The sequence below is a fragment of the Mesorhizobium sp. Arg314 genome (assembly GCF_053714275.1).
The window spans coordinates 1-15,800 of the sequence record NZ_JBSKBP010000053.1 but is presented as its reverse complement, the minus strand read 5'-3'; the positions used below and the strand labels follow the sequence as shown (position 1 = coordinate 15,800).

Genomic DNA, 15,800 nt, shown 5'->3' with positions numbered 1-15,800 from the left:
TCCGCGCCGCGCGCCGCCTGCCGCCCGGCGGCGGCGCGCCCGACGAATCCCCAGATTTGGAGAAATCAAATGGATCCGAAACCCATCAAGATCGGCCTTATCGCCGAACTCACCGGCCCGTTGTCCTTCATGGGCATCGCCAACGCGAACCTCACCACCATGCTCGTCGACGACATCAATGCTAAAGGCGGCCTTCTCGGCCGGCCGGTGGAACTCGTCATCGAGGATGGCGAAACCATCGACGCCGTCGCCAAGGCAAGGACCGCGAAACTGATCGACGTCGACAGGGTCGACGTGGTCGTCGGCGGCATCTACAGCTCGACCCGCCTCGCCATCAAGAGCGAGGCGGTCACGCGGGGAAGGACGCTCTACATCTATACCGAGCAGTACGAGGGACAGGAAAACGATCCCTTGATCTTCTGCACGGGTCCGGTGCCCGCGCAGCAGGTGGAACAGCTGATCCCATGGCTGATGAAGAGCACCGGGGCGAAGAGGTTCTATTTGCCGTCGGCCGACTATATTTGGCCCCACCTCTTGAACAAGGCCGCGAGCCGGGTGGTGCGCGGCAATGGCGGCGAGATCGTCGGCGAAGAGTATTTTCCGCTCGACACCGTCGATTTCCAGCGGACGGTGCAGCAGATCATGGCGAGCGGGGCCGACGTGGTCTTCAATACGATTGTCCCGCCGGGTCTGACGCCGTTCCTTGAAGAACTGTATAGGGCCGGCTTTGGCAAACGCGGCGGCAAGATCGTCTGCACGTACTTCGACGAGAATTTCTTCAATCTGGTGCCGCCCGAGCAGATCGAGGGCCTCTACAGCTGCCTCGACTACTACCAGGAACTCGACGATCCGTTCGGTCGCGCGCTCTTACGCCGCTACAGTGATCGGTTCCCGGGCAGCGCCATGTTAACTGCGGGCAGCGGCTGCACCGGCCACTATAGAGCAATCAAGATGTGGGAAGCCGCCGTTCATGAGGCCGGCACGGTCGAGCGCGACGCGGTTATCCGGGCGCTCGATCACGCTCGGGTCAGCGACGGCCCAGGCGGCCCGGCGGAGATGGTTCCCGGCCAGCATCATGTTCGAATGAATATGTACATTGCACAGGCACAGGGCGGTCGATTCCGGGTGGTGAACAACTTGGGTCCGATCGATCCCGACGAGCGCGTGCTTACCGAAGAATTGCAACTGAGCAACGTGGGGTGAACTGCGCAGACCTCGATCGCGAGGGCGGCTAGATGGTGCCCTCGCCATCCACCTTCTTGTAACGGCTAGAAACGACGTTGCGCCAAAATGGGGATCGCCAGCTGAATGGCACCTTTCTGGCTGATTTCGGCCCAATCCTGCCGTGTGCGACAACTATTCGCTATACTGCGCGCCGGACTATGTGGGCCTTGCTGGCCAGGCGGGGCAGGGCGACTCACTAATGGCTCTCAATCAACTTCCTTCGCTGTTTTGCCGGCCATTCGTTCTGAAGCAACGGAGATCAGAACGCGGGAAATTTCGCACACTGGCGCGCGGGATCGTGCCATAGCGTAGAAAAGACGGTGGCTCCCCGGCGTTGACAGGAATGCGAACTATGAATTCGCTATCGCCCTATGCCACGGTGCGCCAAATGCGGATTTGGTTGCGCTCTGGCGGTAACATCATGCCACCGATTGGGAGCAGATGACGAGGCGAGTGCCGTGTAGTCGACGGTGACCTTGGCCTCAAATCCCACCTTGGGTAGAGTTCTTAGTATGCTGAACGCCATTCACCACGTCGCGCTCATCTGCACCGATTACGACCGGTCTCGACGGTTCTACGTCGAACTCCTCGGCCTCGATCTGATCCGGGAGTTCTATCGGGAAGAGCGGCAGTCATGGAAGGCAGATCTGCGGATCGGGTCCGTCCAGTTGGAATTGTTCTCCTTCCCTTCACCAGCGATGCGGCTGTCCCATCCGGAAGCGACAGGTCTGAGACATCTGGCATTTGCTGTGGCGAATCTTGATCTCGTAATTATGCGCCTAGAAGCCGCCGGCGTTGCCGTTGAGCCAATCCGGATCGACCCATATACAGACCAACGGTTTACCTTTTTCAGCGACCCAGATGGATTGCCGCTGGAACTCTACGAAGCCCCATAAGGAGCGGTTAGCCTTCGCGACTCATCGGAGGTGGGAACGGCAGTCGGCAGATGCAATCCGCCAACTCGGGTGCGTCTCCAGCGGCTCGGTCACGAGCTTGACGGCATCGTCGCATCAACGAGGAGCCGGGTCGCGCCGATGTGCAACGACTACGAGCAACACATTCGCTGGGCCGAATACTGCAAGATGATGCAGAGGCTCGAGCTCGGTATTCCAACCCAGCAGACCGAAATCGATCTGCCCCAGGCCGACGACATCAAGGTCAACGACATAGGACCGGTGATGCGGGCGGCGGGCAACGGCATCGAACTGGTGCCCATGAATTTCAGCTTCCCGCCATCGAACCCGCGCGGCGGACCGGTCTTCAATTTCCGCTCCGAGGGCCGGAGCTTCGCCAAGAGCAATCGCTGCCTCATTCCGGCTTCGGCCTTCTTCGAGTTCACCGGCAAGAAATATCCAAAAGCAAAGCATCGCTTCACGATGAAAGATGACCCGTTCATGGCGATCGCCGGCATCTGGGAAGGGCAGGGCGAAGCGCGGCCGGCCTTCACGATGCTGACGACCGACCCTGGGCCGGACATACAGCCCTATCACGACCGGCAGATCGTGGTGTTGAAGCCGCAGGACTGGGCACACTGGATCTACCTGACGAAGACGGAAGCCGAGTTGCTTCAGCCGTCGCCGGCAGGCACGCTGCATGTTGAAACGGTTCGGCCGGGGAGCGACTGACGGACCGCGCTCCGAGGGCTGACGGCCGCCAACTTCCGGCAATTGCGCAAAGACACTTCAACCCACGATGCCTCATTTGAAATCGCGTGGCTTCACCCTGATCGTGTCGATGTGCAGGTCCGGAATGTAGATGTCGCGGGTGCGCATCCTGGCCGGAAGACCGCGCGGATCCGGCGTCGGGCTGCCGCGATTGAACTCGTCGCCTCTTCCATGCGGCAGCGGAAACGCGGTGCCTCGATTGCCAACGCTGGCGAGGTCGGCCGACAGGTCGGTGAGCCGTTGGGCGACGAGGTGGACGACGTCGCCCTCGCGCTGGATTCGGCCGCGCACGGCGATCATGCCGGCAGACAGGACGACACGGCGATACTGCTCGAACACCTTGAGCCATATGACGAGGTTGGCGATGCCGGTCTCGTCCTCCAGGGTGATGAACATGACGCCCTTGGCGCTGCCGAGGCGCGGCGCACCAGCACGATGCCGGCGGCCTCGAGCCAGCGCCGCAAGTCTTCGCGCAAGAAGGGCACGGGATGGGCGCGCAGCGACAGGCCGACATGGCCATAGTCCTCGACCACTTCGCCGCCTAAAAAACACCGAGTCAGGAGTGATCGTTCCCGTTCGTTGCCGCGCAGGCGGCGAAAGGAAAAAACGGCGCACAAAGCCGAGGCGATGAAATGTCCGAAATTCAGACGGATCTCATTTCGTCGCCGGAGCACGTTCGTGACCTCGAGACCGGTTAACAGGGTGCCGAAGGAGCGGAGCGAAGCGACGCGGGACCGCCGCCCCCGGCGAGAGGTGCCGCTTGGCCTCCGGGTTGAAGGCTAAGCCCGCAGAGCTGGAATGACCTGGGATGGCATTTCCGGTTTGAGGGTTCTGATGGTTTGGCTGGTTGACCGGTCGTGCCTGTCACGGCGTGGACATTGGCGGCCAAGGCCGTGCCGGCGGAAACTATTCTTGGGCGCTCGGGGTCTTATGAGCACCCGGCGAACCAAAGATCAAAAACGCGTTTCGGACCGCCGTTCACCCCGGATATCGCGGACCCCTTTTTGACCGGCAAAGGCCGGCGTCCGCTTCGCGCCAGACGTGCCCTGCGGATGAACTGCAGACAAGCCTAACCGAAGCGGTTGCCCCATACACCCCGACCGCCCGGCCGTAGCGCGAAAAGCCCGCCCTCGTGCGGGTGCGCCTCGATGTGTTCCGCGCTCATCGTAAACCGTGCGGAGGTGACGAATAGCGTGTCGAGATCGGCGCCGCCGAAGGCACAACTTGTCGGCCATGAACAAGGCAGTTCGACGATCCGGTCCAGCCCGCCATCGGGCGCAATGCGGACAATACAGCTGCCGCCCGCGACCCGGCAGTTCCAGATGTAACCTTCGGCGTCGAGGCAGGAGCCGTCTGGCAGGCCGCGCTCGAAACCGGCGAAGAAGTGAAGCGGTTCGCTGGGCCATGCCGCGCTCTTGTCCCAGCCATAGCTGTAGAGAGCGTTCTTCATCGTGTCGGCGGTGACGAAGCGTCCGCCGGGCAGCCACACCATTGTGTTGGTAATGCCGAACCGGTTCTCGCTAAGGCGCGTCACATCGCCGTCCGGGCCGACCCGGTAAAGCTGGCCCTCATCGCTTGTGATCGCCACGGCCGCGTCGTCCGGCCCGATATTGTTGGCCATCGTGCCGACCCAGAACGAACCGTCCGGCGCGACGACGCCCTCGTTGAGCCGTGTTCCCGGCCTGTCGGGCTCGATCGTCGCGAGCGTCCGGAACGGCCCATCGAAATCCCATAGCGCGATTTCCTTCCGCAACCCGACGATCGCGCCGCCGTCCGCGCGCAGGCCGATCGAGGTGACGAGGTCGCCAGTCGGCCAGCTCTCATGCGCTCCGTTCACCGGATCGAGCCGATGGATCCTACGGCCGATAATGTCGACCCAGACCAGTCTTGCGCGCCGCTCATCCCAGATGAGGCTTTCGCCGACCACGTCGCGCGCGTCGAACATCAAGCTGGCTCTCGTTTCGCGCATGAGGCTCCTCCAGGCAGGCATCCAGAAATCAACTTGACATATATCTTGTGACTGAATTATGAGCAATTAGGTATCAACCTGTCATACAGGTTTTGGGGAGAGAGATGCAGGATCCGACGGACACAGCGGCCGAGCCGAGCCCCGGCCTGGTGAGCACGGCGATCCAGGCAATCACCCAGCATATTCGCTCCGAAGGTCTTGCGCCCGGCGATCCGCTGCCCAGCGAGGCCGCCATGACGCGCCAGCTCAATGTTTCGCGAACCGTCGTGCGCGAGGCCTTCCGTTCTCTTTCGGCGATGCGCCTGATCGACATGAGCGCCGGGCGCCGCGCCACCGTGGCCAAGCTCGACACAGGCGCCATGTCGATGGTGATCGAGCATGGCATCACCACCCAGCAGATCAGCGTGCAGCAGGTCTATGACGTCAGGCGCACGATCGAGATGCGCACCGTGGCGCTCGCCGCATTGCGCCGCACCGAGGCCGAAGCCGCCGCCATCGCCAACTCCGCCCGGCTGATGCGCGAGAATTTCAAGAGCCCCGAGCTCGTCATGGAGCACGACATCGCCTTCCACGAGGTGATCGCCGCGGCCTCGCACAACCCGGTCTTCTCACTGATCGTCACCGCCTTCAGCGGGGTCACGCGGCGCACCTGGGTGATCGGCTGGCGAACCCGTTCGTCCGACGAGGATCAGCTGAAAATGATCAAGGGCCACGAGGATATCGCCGAGGCGATCCTCAAGGGCGATCCGCGGCTGGCGGCCGAGCACATGGCTGAGCATTTTGACAAGAGCGTCAAGGCGCTGCTCGATGCGGGGATCGCCTGACATGAAGATCAGCGCCATCGAGACCGTCCGCATCGAGGAGCGGCCGAACCTGCTCTGGGTCGAGGTCCATACCGACGAGGGCATCACCGGGCTCGGCGAAACCTTCTACCTGTCGCGCACCGTCGAGGAGTATTTGCACGAATATGTCGCGCCGCGCGTCATCGGCCGCGATCCGCTGCAGATCGATCTGCTCGCCGCCGATCTGGTCGGCTATCTTGGTTTCCGCTCCAGCGGCGCCGAGGTGCGCGGCAACTCCGCCTTCGACATCGCACTGTGGGATATTTTCGGCAAGGCCACCGGCCAGCCGGTCGCGCAGTTGCTCGGGGGCTTCAGCCGCCGATGGATCCGCACCTACAACACCTGCGCCGGGACCGAGTACATCAAGGACGCCAAGGGCCAGACGACCGCCAATTACGGCATCGGCGCCGGGCGCGATTACGATGATCTCAACGCCTTCCTCACCCGCGCCGGCGAACTGGCCGAGGAGCTGCTCGCCGACGGCATCACCGCCATGAAGATCTGGCCGTTCGACCACGCGGCGGAGAAGACGCGCGGCAACGACATTTCCGCGGCCGACCTGACGGCCGCGCTCGAACCTTTCGAGAAAATCCGCAAAGCCGTCGGCGACAAGATGGACATCATGGTCGAGTTCCACTCGATGTGGCAGCTCCTGCCGGCGATCAAGATCGCCGAAGCGCTGAGGCCCTTCGCCACCTACTGGCACGAGGATCCAATCCGCATGGACAGCCTCGGCGACCTGAAGCGTTACGCCGCCGCGAGCCCGGCGCCGATCTCGGCCTCGGAGACGCTAGGCAGCCGCTGGGCTTTTCGCGACCTTTTGGAAACCGGGGCGGCCGGCATCGTCATGCTCGATATCTCCTGGTGCGGCGGCCTGTCGGAGGCGCGCAAGATCGCCTCGATGGCCGAGGCCTGGCGGCTGCCGGTGGCGCCGCATGACTGCACCGGTCCCGTCGTTCTTGCCGCGTCCACCCATCTGTCGCTCAATGCCCCCAACGCGCTCGTCCAGGAAAGCGTGCGCGCCTTCTACCGTACCTGGTACCGCGACCTGGTGACCGCGCTGCCGGAAGTGAAGAACGGCATGATCACCGTGCCGCCTGGACCTGGACTCGGGCTGGCGCTCAACCCCGATCTTGGCAAGGCCTACACCGTCCACCGCCGCGTCAGCGACAAGGCGGACATCTGAGAGAATCAACGGGAGGAACAGACATGAGAAAACTGACTGCAATGCTTCTGCTTGGCGCAGCCCTGCTTGGCGGGCAATCCGCCGCCCGCGCCGACGGCCTCAACATCGTCTTCACCCACCATTCCTCGGCCTCGAACACATTCTGGCAGGCGGTGAAGAAGGGCTTTGACGATGCCTGCACCAAGGTCGAGGCGAACTGCAACATGGTCTTCACCCAGACCGAGGGCTCGGTCGAGCAGCAGGTGGCCAATATGCGCGCCGCGCTTGCCGCCAGGCCAGACGCGCTTCTAACCTCCATCGTCGACGACCATGCCTTCGACGATGTCATCAAGGAGGCGCGCGACGCCGGTGTGCTGGTGATCGCGGTCAATGTCGACGACACCGAAGGCGCCAAGGGCAATGCGCGCCAGGCTTTCGTCGGCCAGGGCTTCAAGCCGGCCGGTTACTCGCTCGCCAAGGCCATTTCAGAGAACTTCCCGAAGGACGGCCCGATCAAGGTGCTGGTCGGCATTTCCGCTCCCGGCCAGAACTGGTCGGAAAGCCGTGGCGCAGGCGTCATGCAGTTCCTGGAGGAATACAAGGCCGCTCAGAAGGACCGCGACGTGTCGTGGGAGCGCATCGACAGCGGCACCGACCTCGCCATCACCTCCGACCGCGTCGGCGCCTATCTCAACGCGCATCCCGACACCACGGCCTATTTCGACACCGGCTTCTGGTGCGCCGGCGTGGCGCGCGTGCTGGCCGATCGCGGCGTGGCGCCTGGCAAGGTCCTGCTCGGCGGCTTCGACCTGGTGCCCGAGGTGCTGCAGCAGATGCAAAAGGGCTATGTTCAGGCGCTCGTCGACCAGCAGCCTTACATGCAGGGCTTCATGCCGGTGATGGAGGCCTATCTCAACAAGAAGATCGGCTTGGCTCCTTCCGACATCGACACCGGCCAGGGCATCGTGCGGCCGAAGGAGGCCGACAGCATCATGGCGCTGTCCGCGCAAGGCATGCGCTAAGTCTCCTGCCGACAGCTCTTCGATCGGCGGCGCGTGGCGCCGCCGATCCGTCTTGAAAATCAACCGCCGGAGCCTTTCGTTGAAGCGCCTGTTCAAGACCTATCTCGAAAAACCGGAACTGGCCGGGCTGATCCTGCTGGTGCTGCTCATAGTGGTGTTCCAGGTCCGCTCGCACGGCGTGTTCCTCAACGCCGACAATCTGCGCGGCATCCTCGGCATCCTGCCGGAGGCCGGCCTCGTCGCCATCGGCGTCACCATCCTGATGATCAGCGGCGAGTTCGACCTCTCGGTCGGCTCGGTCTTCGCGCTGATGCCTATGACGATGGCGGTGCTGATGGTGCATGGCTGGCCGTTCCCGCCGGCGCTGCTTGCCGGGCTGCTGGTCTGCGCGGCGATCGGCTTCATCAACGGCTACATCACCATCCGCTTCGCGATCCCCAGCTTCATCACCACGCTCGGCATGCTGTTCATGGCGCGCTCGCTCACCGTGGTCGTCTCGGGCGGCTTCCCGCCACTGCTGCCGGCGGACCTGCCCAACTGGCTGTTCACCTCCTTCGTCGGCCCCGGCAACATGTTCCGCATGTCGTTCCTGTGGTTTGCCGGCATAGCCGTGCTCACATCGCTGATGCTGTCGCGCACCAATTTCGGCAACTGGATCAAGGCCACCGGCGGCTTCCTGCCGGCCGCCGCCTCGATGGGTATCCCGACCGGCAGGGTCAAGATCATCTGCTTCATGCTCTGCTCGATCCTGTCCGGCTTTGCCGGCATGCTGCAGGTGCTGCGGCTGGGCTCGCCGCTGCCGTCGATCGGCGAGGGCATGGAACTGCAGGCAGTGGCGTCGGCCGTCATCGGCGGCGCCTCGCTCGCCGGCGGCATCGGCACGGTCATGGGCGGCATCATCGGCACGACGCTGATCCGCGTCATCGACAACGGTCTTGTGCTCAGCCATGTCGACGCCAACTGGTTCAAGTTCGCTATCGGCTTCCTGACCATCTTCGCGGTCGTCGCCAATGCCTGGATGCGCAAGCGCGCCAAGGCGATCAAGATGGAGGCCTGAAGCGATGGCCGACGCGATCATCTCGGTGCGCAATCTCCACAAATGGTATTCCGGCGTCCATGCGCTGAAGGGCGTGACCCTCGACTTCAAGCGCGGCGAGGCGCTCGGCCTCGTCGGCGACAACGGCGCCGGCAAGTCTACCCTGATCAACATCCTGTCCGGTGTCCACCGCGCCGACCAGGGCGAGATCAAGGTCGAGGGCAAGCCGGTCTCGATCGCCACCCCGCGCGGCGCGATGGATCTCGGCATCGAGACCATCTACCAATACAATTCCATGGTTCCAACCATGTCGATCGCCAGGAACTTGTTCATCGGCCGTGAGCCGACCCGCCTCTCGGTCCTCGGCGTCGGCATCCTCGACCAGAAGAAGATGGCTGAAGAAAGCATCCGCGCCATCGCCAATGTCGACCTGCATCTGCGCTCGCCCGAAGCGCTTGTCGGCGAGCTTTCCGGTGGCCAGCGCCAGGGCGTAGCGATTGCCCGCGCGATGCATTTCAAGTCGAAGGTGATGATCCTCGACGAGCCGACCAACCATCTCTCGGTCAAGGAGACGAAAAAGGTGATCGGTTTCGTGCGCGGCCTGAAGGAGCAGGGCGTCACCGGCGTCTTCATCAGCCACAACATGCATCACGTCTTCGAATGCTGCGACCGCGTGGTGGCAATGGCGCGTGGCGAGGTGGTGCTGGACAAGCGCATCGAGGACACCTCGATCGATGAAGTCCATGGCGTCTTGTAAGGCGGTGATGACGATGCTTGCCGATCGTGTTGCGCTGCTGACGGGCGGACTGGGCTCGCTCGGCCGGGCCCAGGCGGTGACGCTGGCGCGGGCTGGCGCGCGCGTCCTGGTGCTCGACCGCCCCGACATCGCGGACGGGCCAAAGATCGTAGAGGCGCTGGCCGGCGAGGCCGGCGGCGACATCGCCTACGTTGGCTGCGACCTCAACCATCTCGCGGAGGCGGAAGCGGCTGTCGCGGCGCTCGCGCAAAGGGAAGACGGCATCGATATCCTGATCAACAACGCCGCGCTGATCATCAACCGGCCGTTCGAGGAATTTTCGCTCACCGAGTATGAGGATCAGATCCGAGTCAACTCCTCGGCCGCCTTCGCGCTGGCCAGGGCCTGCGCGCCGGGCATGAAGGCGAAGGGCTACGGCAAGATCGTCAACTTCTGCTCGATAACGCTGAACGGCCGCTGGGACGGCTACGTGCCCTATGTCGCCTCGAAGGGCGCCATGCTCGGCCTGACCAAATCGCTGGCGCGGGAACTCGGTCCGCACGGCATCAGGGTCAACGCCGTGTCGCCGGGCGCGGTGGTTTCGGAGGCCGAGGAGCGCGTCTTCGGCGACCGGCTCAAAGAGTACAATAACTGGATCCTCGAGAACCAGTGCATCAAGGCGCGCATCGAGCCGCGTCAGGTCGCCGATCTCGTGTTCTTCCTCGTCTCACCGGCCTCCGACATGATCAGCGGCCAGAACATCGCCATCGACGCTGGCTGGTGAAAGCGGTGACCGATTTCGTGATACTGCGCGACGGCCGGGCGAGGCTGGTATTGGCACCGGAGAACGGCGCCGCGATCGCCCGTTTCGATGCACTCATCGCCGAGGATGCGCCGGTTCCATTGCTCAAGCCGGGGGACGGCACCGGCACCTCCGGCTGCCAACTGCTGGTGCCATGGTCAAACCGCATTTCGGGCGGCGGCTTCTCTTTCGACGGCCGCTTTCATCCAGTCGAGCCGAATGTGCCAGGGGAGGCCTTCCCGATCCATGGCGACGGTTTCCAGAAACCGTGGCGGCTCGCCGGCCGCACCGAGGCCGAGGCGCACCTGGTGCTCGATGATGGCGCGATCGACCCTTACCGCTACAGCGCCACCGTCACCTATGCGCTGCGCGACGGCGCACTTGAGGCGAGGCTGACGGTGAAGAACCGCGCCGAGATGCGCCTGCCTTACGGCCTCGGCTTCCATCCCTGGTTCCCGCGCTCCGCTGCGACCACGCTTCAGGCAAAGGCCAGCCATGTCTGGCTGGAGGACGAGCGCCATTTGCCTGTTGGCGTGGTGCCGATGGGCGAGCGCCCGGCCTGGGATTTCTCGCAGGCCGCCTTGCTGCCGCAAGGCTGGGTGAACAACGGCTTCGACGGCTGGGACGGGCACGCCACCATCGTCCAGCCAGGGCAGGGGATTGCGATCACGCTCACCGCCTCGCCGGAACTGGGTGTGTACATCCTTTATTCGCCGTCGCCGAATTCCGGCTTCTTCTGCTTCGAGCCCGTCTCGCATCCCGTCGACGCGCATCACGGCGAGGGGCTGACGCCGCTCGAAGACGGGGCTATCTTGAGCGCTAGCATGCGGCTGGGCTGGAGTTCCATCGGACCGTAGCCCAGCGATGACGTGCGCCCCTTTGTCAGGGCAAAGGCCTGATCAATATTCGGTCATTCCAATGCGACCCTCGACAAAAATCATTTAAGGTCTTATATACACGACCATAAGACGATTATGGCAGCTTGTATGAGACCAACATGCGTTCAACCGTCATTGATACGCTACCTCCCAAGGTCAAGAGAGCGCTCGGCAAGCTGGGCGCTGACATCGCGCTTGCCCGCAAGAAGCGCAGCCTGACCATCATGATGATGGCAGAACGGCTGGGGATCGCAAAGAGCACCTACCTGAAGATCGAAAAAGGCGACCCGACGGTCGCCATGGGCGCCTACGCCATGACTTTTTTCGTGCTGGGCTTTGATGAGGCTCTGACCGAGATCGTCGATCCCAAACGCGACGATCAGGGCCTGCTCCTCGACGCCGAACGCATGCCAAAGAGGATAAGGGTGCGGAAGGCGCCGAGTTCGCCATGAGGCGTTCCATTGCCGTCCATCTCGGCCAGGAAGCGACGCCGCTGGGTATGCTGCGTTACGACCAGCAGGGCGCGCGGGAAAGCGCGGCATTTGAATATGATGCAAGTTGGCTGGCAGGGCGAAGCAGGTTCTCGATCGAACCCGGCCTGCCTCTCGTCGCCGGCCCGCAGTATCATCGCAAGGCGCGCGACGGATCCGTGTTCCACGACGCGATCGCCGACACCGAGCCGGACGGATGGGGGCGACGCGTGATCCAGCGCGACCACGCCAAGCGTCGTCATGAGGCACGCCGGGTTGGAGACGAGACCGAGGCACGGCCCCTCAACGCGATGGACTACCTGCTGGCGGTCGATGACATGAGCCGTGTTGGCGCGCTGCGCCTGCAAGACGAGGAGGGGCACTATCAAAGGACCGTCGACGAGGGACGGCGCACAACACCGCCGCTCATTGAGATCGGTCAACTCCTCACAGCCACGCGCGCCGTCGAAACCAACACGGAGACGGCGGCTGACCTTGCCTATCTGCGCGGACGCGGCACATCGCTGGCGGCCTGCGTCCGAAATGCACCGTTCTCGACGATGACGGACGGCTCGCTATTGGCAAGTTTCCGAGTGTGGCCGACGAGCGCTCCGTGACCAAGGGCGAAGTGCTAGCCATGATATTGGCCCGCAAGGCTGGCATCGACGCGGCGGAAGCACGTCTGATCGACAGCGATGGCGCCCCCGTGGCGCTGATCCGCCGTTTCGACCGAACCCCGAACGGCAATCGTCTGATGTATGTCTCGGCAGCCACGATGATCGGCGCCGAGAGGGGGGACGCCGGCGAGCATAGCTATACCGAGCTCGTCGACGCCCTACGCCAGCACGGTAGCCAGCCGGCGGCCGATATCGAGGAGCTTTGGCGGCGCATCGCCTTCTCCATCCTCATCACCAACGTCGATGACCACCTCCACAATCACGGCTTTCTCCATGTGGATCGCGGGCAATGGCGCCTTGCGCCCGCGTTCGACATCAATCCGTTCCCGGAGCGTGTGCGCGAGCTCAAGACCTGGGTTTCCGAGGAGACGGGGCCCGAAGCAACCATCGATGCGCTGATGTCCGTGATCGCCTATTTCCGGATCAGCCGCGATCGGGCGAGGGAAATCCTGGGCCAGGTCGAAGGCGCAGTCGCCAGATGGCGGGAAGATGGGGGGGAGCTTGGCATGACCTCCCAGGAACTCGAAAGCTTCACCGACGCGTTCGAACATTCGGAACGCCAGGCCGCCCAACGGGCGCTGCAGTGAGGTCGATAGCGCGGATTTGCATTGATGAAGCAAGGTGTCTAGACCGCCAATTGTGCGAATGCCGAACTGCTCCAGCCAACCCGCAAGCTTCTTGCCGAGCGTGTCTTCGACGAGGGGGGTATTTGTTCGACACTGGCGACCTCGGTGAAATGGTCACCGCACCGGGGAGGATTATATTCCTTAGATGCTTTCGGATGGCAAGGGCTCAATGAAAGCGCCCGCTCTTCTGGCGTTGGGCGGGCTCTTCGTCGGGACCTCCTAAGGAAAGCCGGCTTCTCTCACCTTGCGGTGACAGGCGACAATCCCATCCCGACGCGGCGCGCGCTCCGGTTGGCGGAAGATGCACGTCCAAACATCAACATGGCCTGTAAGGAAAGGTTCCCAGACGTGCCCGCAACCGGGGATGATGGTCAGCCGCCGGCGGTAGGGCGCATCACCCCTACCCGCGTGCGGCCATGCGGAACGATTTTCCATGTTTGAGCTTTCTGGATGCATGACCGCGATTCCACCAATCGAATCGCCCCTGCTTCCTGAGGGCAGCCCCGACCGCGCCATCAACTGCGAGGTTGCCCTTGGGACCGCGTTTGAAGCTTTGGTGAAGGCCTCCCTTGTCAAAGGCTGGTCGGCGCAGGAAGTCTCCGAGACGCTACTCAAACTCGCAACAGAACATGCAGAGACTATTATGGGGCGCGAAAGAGTCGCCGCACGATTATACCGTTGGCGCGTCAGCGGCTTGGTGGATTTGTACGTTAGCCAATTTCTAGGCAGATTTAGGTGAACGACCCGGCCCGTCTACCGCTAGAACTCCGCTGCATTTGGGAGCACTCTGCCCGGCGGGGAAAGGGACAGGTCTCGTCACGACAATCGGTCTGACCAATGGCGCAAGCGCAGCGGTGCTGTATTGTACGCCTTGAAAAAATTAGCATCTATCGCAAACTGATCTGAATGGCTGGGGAGCTTCAAGCATCAGGCTTACTTTCGTGGCAGACCCCGACGGTCTCCCCATTGAGTTCTACGAGGATCGAGTTTGACAGTCGGAGGATTGCGACGAGAAGAGCAGCCGCCAGCATCTGGCCGACGGTCGGAAAAGCGAGGTCGCGCCAGTTGTGCGCACCTCATTAGATGGTTTCAAGTCGGCTGAACCGAACCGGGATGAGCTTCCGAGTCTCGAGTTGCCCGGCAGCATCCTTGTCGATGACAGTCAGAAACTGTCCTTCTTCAGACGCCAAAGGCAGAACAAGGCGTCCCCCTGGCTTGAGCTGATTCAACAATGCCGGCGGCGTTCGCTCAGCCGCCACGCTAACCAGGATCTTGTCGAACGGGGCGTGCTCGGGCCAGCCGCGAGAGCCATCTCCGACACGAATGGCGACATTCGAGAAGCCCAGTCCCTGCAGCAGAGTCTCGGCATGGCCTGCGAATTCCTCGATGATTTCGACGCTCCAAACTTGTCCTGCGAGTTCCGCAAGGACCGCGGATTGATAGCCCAGGCCAGTCCCGATCTCGAGCACCGTTTCGTGCGGTTGGGGAGTAAGCAGATCGGTCATCAGAGCGACGATGAAGGGCTGCGATATGGTCTTATCGAAGCCGATCGGCAGCGGCATGTCCTGGTATGCATAAGGCGCGACCGCAGCTGGCACGAAGAGATGTCGAGGGACCCGCTGCATCGATGCCATCACCCGCTCATCGAGCGTTGCCTTACCGAGTTCTTCGCTTGCAAGGTCGGCATGGATCGCAATCATCTCGACCATGTGCCTGCGTAGAATCGCAAGATGCTCTTCGTTCATCGGTTTCATGACGGTGAGGCTTTCCTCGACCGGCTGCTGCCGAATAGCTTTATATCCTGTTCGTCTCGTCACCGTAACCGACATGGCAGATGCGCTGGGCATTGCCCATTTGAAAAGTACGCGCTGGATTCGCGGGGGCCGGTGTTAAGTCGGCAAGTTGCTACCGCAAGGGGCTTTGCTAACCCACCGGCGCAACTAAGCTCCTCGACCTAGAGAGCGCCATCCGGCATTCGCTGAACTCGTTCGGCGTCCGCTTGAGCATGGTCGGACGCGGAGCGTTCGACCAGGGTGCGCCGCGCTGTGGCGGACGATCCGCTGTCGGCCGAGCTGATAGACGCCGTGCTGTCGGCGCGCGCCGCGCTGCGGCGAGAACACTGCCGGTTGCACGATCTCGTCGTGAAGATCGTCGCCCGCGGCGAGCGGTGTCGGCACTTCATGGCAATCCCCGGCGTCGGGCCGGTGACGGCGCTCTCGTTCATGACGGCGATCGAGGATCCGTCGCACTTTCGCCCTTCGCGTGATGTAGCGGCTTACGCTCGGACTAGTGAACACGTCAGCGGCCGGCTGGTAGGTGCGGCTAATATCGCCTCCGGCCGTTTTGCCATGATTGACGACGGTGTCGGCTTCCAGCTCGTGCCTTGGCAACCAGCGCGCGAGAAGCGCTCCGGCCAGCACATTACCGGCATGGCCCGCGGGAGCGCAAGGCCCGCAATCTCGCCTACGACGCGCAGAACGTGCAGCACCCGTTCACGGGCCTGCATTTCAGCGAAAAGGGGATAGAACTGCTCGAGCAATATATCCACGAGGTCCGCGAGGTCATCGGATACGAGATCCCTTTAGCCATCGACCATGTCGGCCACATCTCGCTGCAGGACGGCATACGCCTGTCGCGTCGTATCGAGAAATATGTTCCTGCCTGGCTGGAGGACGTGATTCCCTGGCAA

16 protein-coding genes and 3 pseudogenes are annotated in these 15,800 nt (G+C 62.8%); 16 read left to right on the top strand and 3 right to left on the bottom strand.

Annotated features, from left to right (window positions below; genetic code table 11):
• Positions 1-69 precede the first annotated feature (69 nt).
• The 3 genes from ACWGS9_RS30445 to ACWGS9_RS30435 all read left to right on the top strand — a co-directional run bounded on the left by ACWGS9_RS30445 (position 70) and on the right by ACWGS9_RS30435 (position 2,849).
• Positions 70-1,203: a substrate-binding protein gene (locus tag ACWGS9_RS30445; protein WP_454508718.1), complete on the top strand. Its 1,134-nt coding sequence runs from the start codon at positions 70-72 to the stop codon at positions 1,201-1,203.
• 533 nt (positions 1,204-1,736) lie between these two features.
• Complete coding sequence (gene gloA2 / locus ACWGS9_RS30440; RefSeq protein ID WP_454508717.1) at positions 1,737-2,120, top strand: SMU1112c/YaeR family gloxylase I-like metalloprotein; 384 nt, start codon at positions 1,737-1,739, stop codon at positions 2,118-2,120.
• Positions 2,121-2,258: 138 nt separating this feature from the next.
• A complete protein-coding gene (locus ACWGS9_RS30435) occupies positions 2,259-2,849 on the top strand; it encodes an SOS response-associated peptidase (RefSeq protein WP_454508716.1) in 591 nt (196 codons plus the stop codon).
• A gap of 72 nt (positions 2,850-2,921) precedes the next feature.
• On the opposite strand, the pseudogene ACWGS9_RS30430 reads toward ACWGS9_RS30435, so the two are convergent.
• Positions 2,922-3,430: pseudogene (locus ACWGS9_RS30430) on the bottom strand (OB-fold nucleic acid binding domain-containing protein); the annotation flags it as partial.
• 527 nt (positions 3,431-3,957) lie between these two features.
• Positions 3,958-4,857 (bottom strand): SMP-30/gluconolactonase/LRE family protein, encoded by a 900-nt coding sequence (locus tag ACWGS9_RS30425; RefSeq protein ID WP_454508715.1) that lies wholly within the window; start codon positions 4,855-4,857, stop codon positions 3,958-3,960.
• 104 nt (positions 4,858-4,961) lie between these two features.
• Between ACWGS9_RS30425 and ACWGS9_RS30420 the strand changes: the two genes are divergently transcribed.
• The 11 genes from ACWGS9_RS30420 (at position 4,962) to ACWGS9_RS30370 (ending at position 13,850) form a co-directional block, all read left to right on the top strand.
• Complete coding sequence (locus ACWGS9_RS30420) at positions 4,962-5,681, top strand: FadR/GntR family transcriptional regulator (RefSeq protein WP_454508714.1); 720 nt, start codon at positions 4,962-4,964, stop codon at positions 5,679-5,681.
• Position 5,682: 1 nt separating this feature from the next.
• Positions 5,683-6,885, top strand: coding sequence for a mandelate racemase/muconate lactonizing enzyme family protein (locus ACWGS9_RS30415; RefSeq protein WP_454508713.1), 1,203 nt, complete (start codon positions 5,683-5,685; stop codon positions 6,883-6,885).
• 23 nt (positions 6,886-6,908) lie between these two features.
• On the top strand, positions 6,909-7,886 hold the full coding sequence (locus ACWGS9_RS30410; protein WP_454508712.1) for a sugar ABC transporter substrate-binding protein: 978 nt from the start codon (positions 6,909-6,911) through the stop codon (positions 7,884-7,886).
• A 79-nt stretch (positions 7,887-7,965) separates the two neighbouring features.
• Positions 7,966-8,943: an ABC transporter permease gene (locus ACWGS9_RS30405; protein ID WP_454508711.1), complete on the top strand. Its 978-nt coding sequence runs from the start codon at positions 7,966-7,968 to the stop codon at positions 8,941-8,943.
• Between the two features lie 4 nt (positions 8,944-8,947).
• The gene (locus tag ACWGS9_RS30400; protein ID WP_454508710.1) at positions 8,948-9,679 is read left to right on the top strand and encodes an ATP-binding cassette domain-containing protein; all 732 of its coding nucleotides are present in this window, start codon (positions 8,948-8,950) and stop codon (positions 9,677-9,679) included.
• Positions 9,680-9,686: 7 nt separating this feature from the next.
• Positions 9,687-10,442, top strand: a complete 756-nt coding sequence (locus ACWGS9_RS30395; RefSeq protein WP_454508737.1) for an SDR family oxidoreductase — start codon at positions 9,687-9,689, stop codon at positions 10,440-10,442.
• A 5-nt stretch (positions 10,443-10,447) separates the two neighbouring features.
• Entirely contained in the window at positions 10,448-11,317 is an 870-nt protein-coding gene (locus ACWGS9_RS30390) for an aldose 1-epimerase (protein WP_454508709.1), read from the top strand.
• A gap of 140 nt (positions 11,318-11,457) precedes the next feature.
• Positions 11,458-11,790 (top strand): helix-turn-helix domain-containing protein, encoded by a 333-nt coding sequence (locus ACWGS9_RS30385; protein WP_454508708.1) that lies wholly within the window; start codon positions 11,458-11,460, stop codon positions 11,788-11,790.
• A complete protein-coding gene (locus tag ACWGS9_RS30380) occupies positions 11,787-12,425 on the top strand; it encodes a HipA N-terminal domain-containing protein (protein ID WP_454508707.1) in 639 nt (212 codons plus the stop codon). Before ACWGS9_RS30385 ends, ACWGS9_RS30380 begins: the two co-directional genes overlap by 4 nt.
• A complete protein-coding gene (locus ACWGS9_RS30375; protein WP_454508736.1) occupies positions 12,329-13,072 on the top strand; it encodes a type II toxin-antitoxin system HipA family toxin in 744 nt (247 codons plus the stop codon). The genes ACWGS9_RS30380 and ACWGS9_RS30375 overlap by 97 nt, the downstream gene beginning before the upstream one ends.
• Before the next feature lie 472 nt (positions 13,073-13,544).
• Positions 13,545-13,850 (top strand): hypothetical protein, encoded by a 306-nt coding sequence (locus ACWGS9_RS30370; protein WP_454508706.1) that lies wholly within the window; start codon positions 13,545-13,547, stop codon positions 13,848-13,850.
• 340 nt (positions 13,851-14,190) lie between these two features.
• On the opposite strand, the gene ACWGS9_RS30365 is transcribed toward ACWGS9_RS30370, so the two are convergent.
• Complete coding sequence (locus ACWGS9_RS30365) at positions 14,191-14,865, bottom strand: protein-L-isoaspartate(D-aspartate) O-methyltransferase (RefSeq protein ID WP_454508705.1); 675 nt, start codon at positions 14,863-14,865, stop codon at positions 14,191-14,193.
• A 67-nt stretch (positions 14,866-14,932) separates the two neighbouring features.
• Between ACWGS9_RS30365 and ACWGS9_RS30360 the strand changes: the two are divergent.
• Together ACWGS9_RS30360 and ACWGS9_RS30355 are read left to right on the top strand one after the other, a co-directional pair.
• Positions 14,933-15,636 (top strand): annotated as a pseudogene (locus ACWGS9_RS30360) (DUF3363 domain-containing protein); the annotation flags it as partial.
• A pseudogene (locus ACWGS9_RS30355) lies at positions 15,552-15,800 on the top strand (mandelate racemase/muconate lactonizing enzyme family protein); the annotation flags it as partial. The pseudogenes ACWGS9_RS30360 and ACWGS9_RS30355, both read left to right, overlap by 85 nt.